This is a genomic window from Pseudomonas sp. ICMP 460 (assembly GCF_002723595.1).
Taxonomy (GTDB): Bacteria; Pseudomonadota; Gammaproteobacteria; order Pseudomonadales; family Pseudomonadaceae; genus Aquipseudomonas; species Aquipseudomonas kitaguniensis.
Genome location: NZ_LKBR01000012.1, coordinates 43591 through 56763, shown reverse-complemented (window position 1 = coordinate 56763; position 13173 = coordinate 43591). Strand labels below are relative to the sequence as shown.

Genomic DNA, 13173 nt, shown 5'->3' with positions numbered 1-13173 from the left:
ATGCCAAAACGTACAGACATAAAAAGCATCCTGATTCTCGGCGCTGGCCCGATTGTTATCGGCCAGGCCTGTGAATTCGACTACTCCGGCGCCCAGGCCTGTAAAGCCCTGCGCGAAGAGGGCTACCGCGTCATCCTGGTGAACTCCAACCCGGCCACCATCATGACCGACCCGGACATGGCCGACGCCACCTACATCGAGCCGATCAAGTGGCAGACGGTTGCCAAGATCATCGAGAAAGAGCGCCCGGACGCGCTGCTGCCAACCATGGGCGGCCAGACTGCACTGAACTGCGCCCTCGACCTGGAGCGCGAAGGCGTTCTGGAGAAGTTCGGCGTAGAGATGATCGGCGCGAATGCCGACACCATCGACAAGGCTGAAGACCGTTCGCGTTTCGACAAGGCCATGAAGTCCATCGGCCTTGACTGCCCGCGCTCCGGTATCGCCCACAGCATGGACGAGGCCAACGCGGTTCTCGAAAAGCTCGGCTTCCCGTGCATTATTCGTCCGTCCTTCACCATGGGCGGCACCGGTGGCGGTATTGCTTACAACCGTGAAGAGTTCGAAGAAATCTGCGCGCGTGGTCTGGACCTGTCGCCGACTAAAGAGCTGCTGATCGACGAATCCCTGATCGGCTGGAAAGAGTACGAGATGGAGGTTGTCCGCGATAAGAAGGACAACTGCATCATCGTCTGCTCCATCGAAAACTTCGACCCGATGGGCGTGCACACCGGTGACTCGATCACCGTTGCTCCGGCGCAAACCCTGACGGACAAGGAATACCAGATCATGCGTAACGCCTCGTTGGCGGTACTGCGTGAGATCGGCGTTGAAACCGGCGGCTCCAACGTTCAGTTCGGCATCTGCCCCGACACTGGCCGTATGGTTGTGATCGAGATGAACCCGCGTGTGTCGCGTTCTTCGGCGCTGGCATCGAAAGCTACCGGCTTCCCGATTGCGCGCATCGCGGCCAAGCTGGCGATCGGTTACACCTTGGACGAGCTGCAAAACGAAATCACTGGCGGCGCTACGCCAGCGTCGTTCGAGCCGTCTATCGACTACGTCGTGACCAAGCTGCCACGCTTTGCTTTCGAAAAATTCCCGAAAGCCGATGCGCGCCTGACCACTCAGATGAAGTCGGTGGGTGAAGTCATGGCCATCGGCCGGACCTTCCAGGAATCCCTGCAGAAAGCCCTGCGTGGCCTGGAAGTGGGCGTTTGCGGTCTGGACGAGAAGCTCGACCTGAGCAACCCGGAAAGCATGAGCGTGCTCAAGCGTGAGCTGACCGTGCCGGGCGCCGAGCGCATCTGGTACGTCGCTGACGCCTTCCGCGCGGGCATGACCGTCGAAGACATCTTCGGCATGAACATGATCGACCCGTGGTTCCTGGTGCAGATCGAAGACCTGATCAAGGAAGAAGAGAAGGTCAAGACCCTCGGCCTGTCCTCTATCGACCGCGACCTGATGTTCCGCCTCAAGCGCAAGGGTTTCTCCGATATGCGCCTGGCCAAGCTGCTGGGTGTGACCGAGAAAAACCTGCGCACGCATCGCCACAAGCTGGATATTTTCCCGGTCTACAAGCGCGTTGACACCTGCGCCGCCGAGTTCGCCACCGACACCGCGTACATGTACTCCACTTACGAGGAAGAGTGCGAAGCCGCGCCGTCGGGCCGCGACAAGATCATGATCCTGGGTGGCGGGCCAAACCGTATCGGCCAAGGCATCGAGTTCGATTACTGCTGCGTACACGCCGCCCTCGCGCTGCGCGAAGACGGGTACGAGACCATCATGGTCAACTGCAACCCGGAAACCGTTTCCACCGACTACGACACTTCCGACCGTCTGTACTTCGAGCCGGTAACCCTGGAAGATGTGCTGGAAATCTGCCGCGTCGAGAAGCCAAAAGGCGTGATCGTGCAGTACGGCGGCCAAACTCCGCTGAAACTGGCTCGCGCACTGGAAGCCGCTGGCGTGCCAATCATCGGCACCAGCCCGGATGCCATCGACCGTGCCGAAGACCGTGAGCGCTTCCAGCAAATGGTTGAGCGCCTGAACCTGCGTCAGCCGCCTAACGCCACCGTGCGCAGCGAAGACGAAGCTATCCGCGCGGCCAGCAAGATCGGCTACCCGCTGGTGGTGCGTCCGTCCTACGTATTGGGCGGCCGGGCGATGGAAATCGTCTACGAAGAAGATGAGCTCAAGCGCTACCTGCGTGATGCGGTAAAAGTCTCCAACGACAGCCCGGTGCTGCTCGACCACTTCCTCAATTGCGCCATCGAGATGGACGTGGACGCGGTTTGCGACGGCACTGACGTGGTGATCGGCGCGATCATGCAGCACATCGAACAGGCGGGCGTTCACTCCGGTGACTCCGCTTGCTCGCTGCCGCCTTACTCGCTGCCGGCGCACATCCAGGACGAGATGCGCGAACAGGTCAAGAAAATGGCCCTGGAGCTGGGCGTGGTCGGCCTGATGAACGTTCAGTTGGCGCTGCAAGGCGAAGACATCTACGTCATCGAAGTCAACCCGCGCGCTTCGCGTACCGTGCCATTTGTTTCCAAATGCATCGGTGTGTCGCTGGCGATGATCGCTGCCCGTGTGATGGCCGGTAAGACCCTGAAAGAAATCGGCTTCACCAAAGAAATCATCCCGAACTTCTACAGCGTGAAAGAGGCGGTGTTCCCATTCGCCAAATTCCCTGGCGTGGACCCGATCCTGGGCCCAGAGATGAAGTCCACCGGTGAAGTGATGGGTGTGGGCGATACCTTCGGTGAAGCGTTCGCCAAAGCCCAGATGGGTGCCAGCGAAGTGCTGCCTACCGGCGGTACGGCGTTTATCAGCGTGCGTGATGACGACAAACCACTGGTTGCAGGTGTGGCGCGTGATCTGATCAACTTGGGCTTTGAAGTCGTGGCCACCGCCGGGACAGCCAAGGTGATCGAAGCTGCCGGCCTGAAAGTGCGCCGCGTCAACAAGGTGACGGAAGGCCGTCCGCACGTGGTCGACATGATCAAGAATGACGAAGTCACGCTGATCATCAACACCACCGAAGGTCGCCAGTCGATCGCGGACTCGTACTCCATTCGTCGTAATGCCTTGCAGCACAAGATCTACTGCACCACGACTATTGCTGCTGGCGAAGCCATCTGCGAAGCGCTCAAGTTCGGTCCGGAAAAGACCGTGCGTCGCTTGCAGGATCTACACGCAGGATTGAAGGCATGATCAAATACCCAATGACCGTCCAGGGCGCCAAAGCCCTGGAAGAGGAGCACGCCCACCTGACCAAGGTCGTCCGTCCGAAGCTGAGCCAGGACATCGGTACGGCCCGCGAGCTGGGCGATCTCAAGGAAAACGCCGAATACCACGCTGCTCGCGAGCAGCAGGGTATGGTTGAGGCGCGCATCCGTGACATCGAAGGCCGTATGCAGAATGCGGTAATCATCGACGTCACCACTATCCCGAAGACCGGCAAAGTGATTTTCGGCACCACGGTGGAAATCGCCAACGTCGAGACTGACGAGCGCGTTGTTTACCACATCGTGGGTGAAGACGAGGCTGACTTCAAACTTGGCAAGATCTCCGTGGGCTCACCGCTCGCGCGTGCCTTGATTGCCAAGGAAGAGGGTGATGTGGTGGCGGTGAAAACCCCTGGTGGCGTAATCGAGTACGAGATTGTTGAAGTTCGTCACCTCTGAAAGACGGCGCCCGCTGCGTGCGGGCGCCATGCTTTGGCAGCTTGCCCAGATGCTTTGGGTTGGCGGCGTGTGGTTGTTACACATTGGTATATTGCCGGCGCTGGGCCTGATTGGTTTGGCGCCGTTGCTGATCGATGAGATCGATGGATTTTTGAGCGTGCTGCTGGTGAGCTTTGCGGCGGCGTGCGTGACGCTCCAGGTGCTGGTGCTGATCAAGGCCGAGGGCATGGAGAGCTTGTGGCGGGATATTCGCGGCCAACTGCTGTTGATGGCGCTGTATGCATGCGCAATGTTTTGCGGGGTGCATATATGGCTGCCGGAAGCGTTGCGCTGGCAGCTGTTCAGCTATCTTGTGCTAGGGTTCGCAGGCTTGGTGCTGGTTATGCAGCCGGCGCCGGGATGGAGTGGCGGGGCACGCGAAGCGCGCCCGTAACCCTTGTTGTCATTTGAGCGTTATCACTTGAAGCGATGAACGTTCGACAACTGCTTGTTGGCACTGAAGTTCTTGCGATACAGCAGTGCCATCTTGCCGATGACCTGAACCAGGTCTGCTTTGCCAACCTTGCACAGTTCTGCAATGGCGGCCAAGCGCGCTTCGCGGTCAAGGATGTTGACCTTGATTTTGATCAGTTCGTGATCGCCCAATGCGCGTTCAAGTTCGGCTAACACACCTTCAGTCAAACCGTTGTCTGCCACAATCAAAACTGGTTTCAGATGATGGCCAATGGATTTGTACTGTTTCTTCTGCTCTTGAGTGAGCGGCATAATCTGACCCCTGCGTCTGATCTTGTAAAAAGCGGCGGCCAGTTTACCCGAGCGAGTCCGGGACCGCCCAGTTAATCACGACCCGTTTTATTTTCGAGGTGGCCCGTGGCCCGTTCCAAAACTAGCCTTAAGTGGCTGCAAGAGCATTTCAACGACCCTTACGTCAAAATGGCGCAAAAGGACGGCTACCGCTCCCGTGCGAGTTACAAGCTGCTTGAGCTGCAGGAAAAGGACAAACTGATCCGCCCTGGCATGACGGTTATCGATCTTGGCGCCGCGCCCGGCGGTTGGTCGCAGGTGACCAGTCGTCTGATTGGTGGTCAAGGGCGTTTGATCGCTTCCGATATTCTGGAAATGGACAGCATCTCTGATGTGACCTTTGTTCACGGGGACTTCACTCAGGACGCGGTGCTGGCTGAAATTCTTGCGGCGGTGGGAAATTCGCAGGTAGACCTTGTGATTTCCGACATGGCCCCCAATATGAGTGGATTACCGGCCGTTGATATGCCACGAGCGATGTTCCTGTGTGAACTTGCACTGGACTTGGCGGGTCGAGTACTGCGTCCGGGTGGTGATTTTCTGGTCAAGGTTTTCCAGGGTGAAGGCTTCGACGAGTATCACAAGAACATTCGCAAGCTGTTCGACAAGGTACAGATGCGCAAACCGGACTCTTCACGCGGCCGGTCTCGCGAGCAATATTTGCTGGGCCGCGGTTTCCGTGGCATCGAAGGCGCCGCCAGTGATGAGCGTCTTTGAGGATTTGAAGGGAGGCGATAGGTTTTTTTATATCGCTTTCGTCACGAAGCTTTACGAATATTGTGTAGTCAAAGTTTCACAAAGGGTTACAGACGGCGCCTGCCAGTGTTGTAGGTAATGTAGTAAGTTAGGCCGGTGAATATCATGCGAAGCGCGCGCCAGTAGCGGAGCTTGCTTCAGAGGGTAGTTAATTGAACGATATGGCAAAGAATCTGATCCTGTGGTTGATCATCGCGGCTGTCCTGGTGACGGTGATGAACAACTTCTCCAGCCCTAACGAGCCGCAGACCCTCAACTATTCCGACTTCATCCAGCAAGTTAAGGATGGCAAGGTCGAACGCGTAGCGGTTGATGGCTTCGTGATCACCGGCAAACGCAACGATGGCGACAGCTTCAAGACCATCCGCCCGAATATCCCGGACAATGGCCTGATCGGCGACCTGGTGGATAACCACGTGGTTGTTGAAGGCAAGCAGCCTGAGCGCCAGAGCATCTGGACCCAGTTGCTGGTTGCCAGCTTCCCGATCCTGGTGATTATCGCCGTGTTCATGTTCTTCATGCGCCAGATGCAAGGTGGTGCGGGGGGCAAGGGCGGACCGATGAGCTTCGGCAAGAGCAAGGCACGCCTGCTCTCCGAAGATCAGGTGAAAACTACCTTGGCTGACGTTGCAGGTTGCGATGAAGCCAAGGAAGAAGTCGGTGAGTTGGTCGAGTTCCTGCGCGACCCAGGCAAGTTCCAGCGTCTGGGCGGTCGCATTCCTCGCGGTGTGCTGATGGTGGGTCCTCCGGGTACCGGTAAAACCTTGCTGGCCAAGGCGATTGCCGGCGAAGCCAAGGTGCCTTTTTTCACCATTTCCGGTTCTGATTTCGTCGAAATGTTCGTCGGTGTCGGTGCCAGCCGTGTTCGCGACATGTTTGAACAGGCCAAGAAGCACGCGCCATGCATCATCTTCATCGATGAGATCGACGCAGTCGGTCGCCATCGTGGTGCTGGCATGGGCGGCGGTCATGACGAGCGTGAGCAGACCCTCAACCAGTTGCTGGTAGAGATGGACGGCTTCGAAATGAATGACGGCATCATCGTCATTGCCGCAACCAACCGCCCAGACGTACTCGACCCTGCATTGCTGCGTCCAGGTCGTTTCGACCGTCAGGTGGTGGTTGGTTTGCCGGACATCCGTGGCCGCGAACAGATTTTGAAAGTACACATGCGCAAAGTGCCAATGGGTGACGACGTGGCTCCTGCCGTCATTGCCCGTGGTACGCCTGGTTTCTCCGGTGCTGACTTGGCTAACCTGGTGAACGAGGCTTCGTTGTTCGCAGCCCGTACCGGCAAGCGCATTGTTGAAATGAAAGAATTTGAGCTGGCCAAAGACAAGATCATGATGGGCGCCGAGCGCAAATCCATGGTCATGTCCGAGAAAGAGAAGCAAAACACCGCTTATCACGAAGCAGGTCACGCCATTGTCGGTCGCGTTGTGCCTGAGCATGACCCGGTCTACAAAGTGTCGATCATTCCTCGTGGTCGGGCGCTGGGTGTGACCATGTTCCTGCCGGAAGAGGATCGTTACAGCCTCTCCAAGCGTGCATTGATCAGCCAGATCTGCTCGTTGTACGGTGGCCGAATTGCTGAAGAGATGACCCTTGGTTTCGACGGTGTGACCACCGGTGCTTCCAACGACATCATGCGTGCCAGCCAGATTGCACGAAACATGGTGACCAAGTGGGGCTTGTCGGAAAAACTCGGTCCTTTGATGTATGCCGAGGAAGAAGGCGAAGTGTTCCTTGGGCGTGGGGGTGGCGGTCAAAGCGCCAGCTTCTCCGGTGAGACAGCCAAGCTGATCGACTCCGAAGTGCGCAGTATCATTGACCAATGCTACGGCACGGCCAAACAGATCCTGACCGACAACCGCGACAAGCTGGATGCCATGGCTGACGCGCTGATGAAGTACGAGACCATTGATGCCGATCAGATTGACGACATCATGGCAGGTCGTACACCGCGCGAACCTCGCGACTGGGAAGGTGGCTCGGGTACATCGGGCACTCCGCCGGTGGTTTCGAACGAACGCCCTGAATCCCCGATCGGTGGCCCTGCAGCTGATCACTAAGGTTTGAAATGACTTCTGCGTTGTCTTCAACCCGGTTGCCTTGCGGCAACCGGGTTCTTGATTTGGCCCATACACATGTCATGGGCATTCTTAACGTAACCCCCGATTCATTCTCCGACGGTGGCCGATTCGGTCAGCTGGATGCCGCACTGCGTCATGCCGAGGCAATGGTCGCGGCTGGCGCTTCGTTGATTGATGTCGGTGGTGAGTCGACCCGGCCCGGCGCCCGCGTGGTTTCTCCTTTGGAGGAACTGGAGCGAGTGGCGCCGGTCGTCGAGCGTATCGCGCGTGAATTGGATGTGATCGTCTCGGTTGATACATCAACCCCTGCCGTGATGCGCGAGACAGCGCGCCTGGGGGCGGGGTTGATCAACGATGTGCGTTCACTTCAGCGCGACGGTGCCCTTGATGCTGCAGCAGCAACCGGTTTGCCGGTGTGCCTGATGCACATGCTCGGTGAGCCCGGCAACATGCAGGACAGCCCGCATTACGAAGACCTTGTTGGCGAGGTGAGTGGGTTTCTTGCGCAAAGAATGGCTCAATGCGCCAAGGCAGGAATTGCTGCCGAAAAGATCATCCTTGATCCCGGGTTTGGCTTTGCCAAGACCCTTCAACATAATTTAAGCCTGTTCAAGCACCTGGAGTCCTTGCATGCTTTGGGCCGGCCCTTGTTGGTCGGCGTTTCGCGCAAGAGCATGATAGGGCAGGCCTTGAACCGTCCAGTGGGTGAGCGGCTATACGGCGGCTTGGCGCTTGCGGCGCTTGCCGTGACCAAGGGTGCACGTATTTTACGTGTGCATGACGTGGCCGAGACGGTCGATCTAGTGCGTATGATCGCTGCTGTAGAATCAGCCGAATAAGAATGATGGAGTACTTATGACAAAGAAATATTTTGGCACCGACGGTATCCGTGGTCGGGTCGGCGAATTCCCGATCACCCCTGACTTTATGCTCAAGTTGGGCTGGGCAGCGGGCATGGCGTTTCGCAGCATGGGCGCGTGCCGCATTCTGGTCGGCAAGGACACCCGGATTTCGGGGTACATGTTTGAGTCGGCTCTGGAGGCCGGTTTGTCCGCCGCAGGTGCTGATGTAATGCTGCTCGGCCCAATGCCGACGCCTGCGATCGCCTACCTGACGCGTACCTTTCACGCTGAAGCCGGTATTGTGATCAGTGCCTCGCACAACCCGCATGATGACAACGGTATCAAGTTCTTCTCGGGTCAAGGCACCAAGCTGCCGGACGAAATCGAGCTGATGATCGAAGAGCTGCTGGATGCGCCGATGACGGTGGTGGAGTCGAGCAAGCTGGGCAAAGTATCGCGGATCAACGACGCGTCTGGTCGTTATATCGAATTCTGCAAAAGCAGCGTGCCCAGCAGCACCAATTTTGCCGGTTTGAAGATTGTGGTCGACTGCGCCCATGGTGCGACTTACAAGGTCGCGCCGAGCGTATTCAAGGAACTGGGCGCGCAGGTAACCGTGCTCTCCGCTCAGCCAAACGGCCTGAACATCAATGATAACTGCGGCTCCACTCACATGGAGCAGTTGCAGGCGGCGGTTCTGGCCGAGCATGCCGATTTGGGCATCGCCTTTGATGGCGACGGCGATCGTGTGCTGATGGTCGACCACACCGGTACTGTGGTTGACGGTGATGACCTGCTGTTCATCATCGCTCGCGACCTGCATGAGCGGAACAAGCTGCACGGCGGTGTCGTCGGAACATTGATGAGTAACCTTGGGCTTGAGCTGGCATTGGCAGACCTAGGGATTCCCTTCGTCCGTGCCAACGTCGGTGACCGTTATGTAATTGCGGAGCTGCTGGAGCGTAACTGGTTGGTCGGCGGCGAGAATTCGGGGCACATTGTGTGCTTCCAGCACACCACCACGGGTGACGCAATTATTGCAGCGCTGCAAGTGCTGTTGGCGTTGCGTCGTCGCGAGGAGAGCCTGGCCCAGGCGCGCCAAGCGCTGCGCAAGTGCCCGCAAGTGCTGTTGAATGTGCGTTTCGCCGGCGGCGAAAATCCGATCGAGCACCCTGCCGTCAAAGAGGCTTGCGAGCGTGTGAACCTGGCAATGGCGGGGCGTGGGCGGGTGTTGTTGCGCAAGTCTGGCACAGAGCCTCTGGTGCGCGTCATGGTCGAAGGTGAAGACGAAACACAGGTTCGCGGCCATGCCGAAGACCTGGCAAAACTGGTAACTGAAGTTTGCGCCTGAATTCGGCTTGCCAGTGATGATGCGGTTGGGTAACATCTGCGCCCACTTTGACCGACGAGGTACAGCATGCGTCGCACTATGGTAGCTGGTAACTGGAAGATGCACGGTACCCGCGCCAGTGTCGCTGAGCTGATCAACGGCCTTCGTCACTTGGCCTTGCCTGGCGGTGTTGATGTTGCGGTTTTTCCGCCTTGCTTGCATATCAGCCAAGTGGTTGATGGCTTGGAAGGCAAGTCGATCCAGGTCGGCGCGCAGAATTCTGCGGTGGAGCCCATGCAAGGTGCGTTGACCGGTGAGATTTCGCCGAGTCAGCTGGTTGATGCCGGTTGTGCCTATGTGCTTGTCGGGCACTCCGAGCGCCGTCAGATGATGGGCGAGCGTGATGAAACGCTCAACCGCAAGTTTGCAGCGGCACAGGCTTCTGGTCTGATTCCGATACTGTGCATAGGGGAGACCCTTGAGCAGCGTGAGTCGGGCAAAACGCTTGAAGTTGTCTCGCGTCAGCTGGGCAGCATCATCGAGGAGCTGGGTGTGGGTGCGTTTGCCAAGGCAATAATTGCTTACGAGCCGGTCTGGGCCATTGGTACCGGGCTGACTGCTACACCGCAACAGGCGCAGGATGTGCACGCAGCCATCCGCGCTCAGTTGGCGGCAGAGAATTCTGAGGTCGCACAAGGTGTGCGGCTTCTATACGGCGGCAGCGTGAAGGCGGCCAATGCGGTCGAACTGTTCGGCATGCCGGATATCGATGGGGGGCTCATTGGTGGAGCTTCCCTGAATGCAGATGAGTTCGGTGCGATTTGTCGCGCCGCGGGAAACTGAAAAAATGCTGGAAACAGTCGTAGTCGTTTTTCATCTGTTGGCTGCCCTGGGCGTAGTTGCCCTGGTTTTGCTGCAACAGGGTAAAGGTGCGGATGCTGGTGCGTCTTTCGGTGCAGGTGCTTCAAATACTGTATTCGGAAGCCAAGGTTCCTCTACCTTTCTTAGTAAGTTTACTGCTATACTTGCCGCCGGTTTCTTCATAACCAGCTTAGGGTTAGGTTACTTTGCTAAAGAGAAAGCTCATGTGCTGACTCAAGTAGGTTTGCCAAACCCGGCAGTGTTGGAAGTACCAAAAGCAAAACCGGCTTCTGATGATGTCCCGGTGCTTCAAGAGCAAAAGTCGGCTACTCCAGCGACTGACGTACCTCCAGCTCAAGAGCAGAAGTAAGAAGGGTTGTAAGCGCTGTATTGCCGAGGTGGTGGAATTGGTAGACACGCAACCTTGAGGTGGTTGTGCCCATAGGGTGTAGGGGTTCGAGTCCCCTTCTCGGTACCAATTATCAGGAGAGCCCGCTGTTGCGGGCTTTCTTGTAGGTGGAAGGTTACATTGACCCTGTAAGGGATCGGTCGTATACTTCCGCCCCAGCTTTGTCGCGGGGTGGAGCAGTCTGGTAGCTCGTCGGGCTCATAACCCGAAGGTCGTCGGTTCAAATCCGGCCCCCGCAACCAGTTTTAGCGGAGCCCCTTTTAAGGGGCTTTTTGTTAGCTGGACACTTTCAACGCCGCTGTTCGACGGCGTTTCAAGGATGGGCGTTTCGCCCATTTTTTTATTTTGCACAGCATGCACATACATGCACGAGGGGGTTCAGGTGTCGAGCAAGCTAGAAGAGTTGCAGGCCTTGCTGGCCCCGGTGATCGTGGCCCTAGGCTATGAATGCTGGGGTATTGAGTTTTCGGCTCAAGGTCGCCACTCAATGTTGCGCGTTTATATCGATAAAGAGGGCGGCGTGCTGGTGGACGATTGTGCCATTGTCAGCCGTCAGATCAGCGGTGTGCTGGATGTTGAAGATCCAATCGCTGTTGAATACACCCTCGAAGTTTCCTCGCCAGGCATGGAACGCCCACTGTTCACTATTGATCAGTTTGCAAAATTTGCCGGTGAACAAGTGAAGATCAAGCTGCGATCGCCATTCGAAGGGCGACGCAATTTTCAGGGCCTTCTGCGCGGTGTAGAAGAGCAGGATGTCGTGGTGCAGGTAGAAGACCATGAGTTCCTGTTGCCGATCGATATGATCGACAAGGCCAACATTATTCCCAGTTTTGACTGAGACGCGGATCCCGCGGATCCAATGGCTTGCGAAAGGCGAGGCGTACGATGAGCAAAGAAGTACTGCTGGTTGTTGAGTCGGTATCCAATGAAAAGGGCGTACCGGCAAACGTGATTTTTGAAGCGCTGGAGCTGGCCCTGGCCACTGCTACCAAAAAGCGTTTTGAAGACGAAGTGGATCTGCGTGTGGAAATCAACCGCCACACCGGTGCCTATGAGACTTTCCGTCGTTGGACGGTCGTCGAAGAAGCCGATCTTGATGATCCGGCCATCGAAACCTGGCCAAGCAAGGTTGCCGAAACGCATCCTGGCTCCAGCGTTGGCGATGTAGTCGAAGAAAAGATCGAGTCTATCGAGTTCGGCCGCATTGCTGCACAGACCGCCAAACAGGTCATCGTGCAGAAGGTTCGCGAAGCTGAACGCGCTCAAGTCGTTGACGCTTATCGCGAGCGCTTGGGTGAGATCATCTCCGGCACCGTGAAAAAAGTCACCCGCGATAACGTGATCGTCGATTTGGGTAACAACGCCGAAGCGTTGTTGGCTCGCGAAGACATCATTTCTCGCGAAACTTTCCGTGTTGGCGTGCGTTTGCGTGCGCTGCTCAAGGAAATCCGCACCGAGAACCGCGGCCCTCAACTGATCCTGTCGCGTACCGCGCCGGAAATGTTGATCGAGCTGTTCCGTATCGAAGTGCCGGAAATTGCCGAAGGCCTGATCGAAGTCATGGCTGCGTCCCGCGACCCGGGTTCGCGCGCCAAGATCGCGGTTCGGTCCAAGGACAAACGCATCGACCCGCAGGGCGCTTGCATTGGTATGCGCGGTTCGCGCGTCCAGGCAGTGTCGGGCGAATTGGGCGGTGAGCGTGTGGACATCGTGCTGTGGGACGATAACCCGGCGCAGTTCGTGATCAACGCCATGTCGCCGGCTGAAGTGGCGGCAATTATCGTTGACGAAGATGCCCATGCAATGGACATCGCCGTTGGCGCAGACAATCTGGCTCAGGCCATTGGTCGTGGTGGTCAGAACGTGCGTCTGGCCAGCCAACTGACCGGCTGGACCCTGAACGTGATGACCGAATCGGACATCCAGGCTAAGCAGCAAGCTGAAACCGGTGACATCCTGCGCAACTTCATCGACGAGCTGGAAGTCGACGAAGATTTGGCGCAGGTGCTGGTAGATGAAGGCTTCACCAGCCTGGAAGAGATTGCCTACGTACCGTTGGAAGAAATGCTCAACATCGACGGCTTTGACGAAGACACCGTCAACGAGCTTCGCGCTCGGGCCAAGGATCGTTTGTTGACTAAAGCCATCGCTACTGAGGAAAAGCTGGCAGACGCCCATCCGGCCGAAGACCTACTCTCGCTTGAGGGTATGGACAAGGATTTGGCGATGGAACTGGCGGTGCGCGGCGTAATTACCCGCGAAGACCTGGCCGAGCAGTCTATTGACGATCTGCTCGACATCGACGGCATTGACGATGATCGTGCCGGCAAGTTGATCATGGCCGCCCGAGCCCATTGGTTCGAGTAACTAGGCGCGGCCT

The 13173-nt window shown here is 57.3% G+C and carries 12 protein-coding genes and 2 tRNA genes; 13 read left to right on the top strand and 1 reads right to left on the bottom strand.

Features of this window, described 5'->3' with window-relative positions:
* Genes carB through AO240_RS10085 form a run of 3 tightly spaced genes read left to right on the top strand, consistent with a single transcriptional unit; the run spans position 1 to position 4128 of the window.
* On the top strand, positions 1-3222 hold the full coding sequence (carB, locus tag AO240_RS10095) for a carbamoyl-phosphate synthase large subunit (RefSeq protein ID WP_058412556.1): 3222 nt from the start codon (positions 1-3) through the stop codon (positions 3220-3222).
* On the top strand, positions 3219-3695 hold the full coding sequence (greA, locus tag AO240_RS10090) for a transcription elongation factor GreA (RefSeq protein WP_058412555.1): 477 nt from the start codon (positions 3219-3221) through the stop codon (positions 3693-3695). The genes carB and greA overlap by 4 nt, the downstream gene beginning before the upstream one ends.
* A gap of 28 nt (positions 3696-3723) precedes the next feature.
* Positions 3724-4128, top strand: a complete 405-nt coding sequence (locus tag AO240_RS10085) for an MFS transporter (protein WP_099236412.1) — start codon at positions 3724-3726, stop codon at positions 4126-4128.
* Positions 4129-4151: 23 nt separating this feature from the next.
* On the opposite strand, the gene AO240_RS10080 is transcribed toward AO240_RS10085, so the two are convergent.
* Positions 4152-4460: a YhbY family RNA-binding protein gene (locus AO240_RS10080; RefSeq protein WP_029298992.1), complete on the bottom strand. Its 309-nt coding sequence runs from the start codon at positions 4458-4460 to the stop codon at positions 4152-4154.
* Between the two features lie 105 nt (positions 4461-4565).
* On the opposite strand from AO240_RS10080, the gene rlmE reads away from it, so the two are divergent.
* The 10 genes from rlmE (at position 4566) to nusA (ending at position 13160) form a co-directional block, all read left to right on the top strand.
* The gene (gene rlmE / locus AO240_RS10075; protein WP_058412553.1) at positions 4566-5216 is read left to right on the top strand and encodes a 23S rRNA (uridine(2552)-2'-O)-methyltransferase RlmE; all 651 of its coding nucleotides are present in this window, start codon (positions 4566-4568) and stop codon (positions 5214-5216) included.
* Positions 5217-5416: 200 nt separating this feature from the next.
* On the top strand, positions 5417-7327 hold the full coding sequence (ftsH, locus tag AO240_RS10070) for an ATP-dependent zinc metalloprotease FtsH (protein WP_099236411.1): 1911 nt from the start codon (positions 5417-5419) through the stop codon (positions 7325-7327).
* Between the two features lie 8 nt (positions 7328-7335).
* Positions 7336-8187, top strand: a complete 852-nt coding sequence (gene folP / locus AO240_RS10065) for a dihydropteroate synthase (RefSeq protein ID WP_099236410.1) — start codon at positions 7336-7338, stop codon at positions 8185-8187.
* Positions 8188-8203: 16 nt separating this feature from the next.
* A complete protein-coding gene (glmM, locus tag AO240_RS10060) occupies positions 8204-9541 on the top strand; it encodes a phosphoglucosamine mutase (protein ID WP_099236409.1) in 1338 nt (445 codons plus the stop codon).
* Positions 9542-9607: 66 nt separating this feature from the next.
* The gene (tpiA, locus tag AO240_RS10055) at positions 9608-10363 is read left to right on the top strand and encodes a triose-phosphate isomerase (RefSeq protein ID WP_099236408.1); all 756 of its coding nucleotides are present in this window, start codon (positions 9608-9610) and stop codon (positions 10361-10363) included.
* A gap of 4 nt (positions 10364-10367) precedes the next feature.
* Positions 10368-10751, top strand: coding sequence for a preprotein translocase subunit SecG (gene secG, locus AO240_RS10050; protein ID WP_010206600.1), 384 nt, complete (start codon positions 10368-10370; stop codon positions 10749-10751).
* Positions 10752-10773: 22 nt separating this feature from the next.
* Positions 10774-10859: transfer RNA gene (locus tag AO240_RS10045), tRNA-Leu, on the top strand.
* Between the two features lie 96 nt (positions 10860-10955).
* Positions 10956-11032 (top strand) — tRNA-Met (locus tag AO240_RS10040).
* A gap of 140 nt (positions 11033-11172) precedes the next feature.
* Positions 11173-11631, top strand: coding sequence for a ribosome maturation factor RimP (gene rimP, locus AO240_RS10035; RefSeq protein WP_034117933.1), 459 nt, complete (start codon positions 11173-11175; stop codon positions 11629-11631).
* Positions 11632-11678: 47 nt separating this feature from the next.
* Positions 11679-13160 (top strand): transcription termination factor NusA, encoded by a 1482-nt coding sequence (gene nusA / locus AO240_RS10030; protein ID WP_058412548.1) that lies wholly within the window; start codon positions 11679-11681, stop codon positions 13158-13160.
* The last annotated feature ends 13 nt before the right edge of the window (positions 13161-13173 follow it).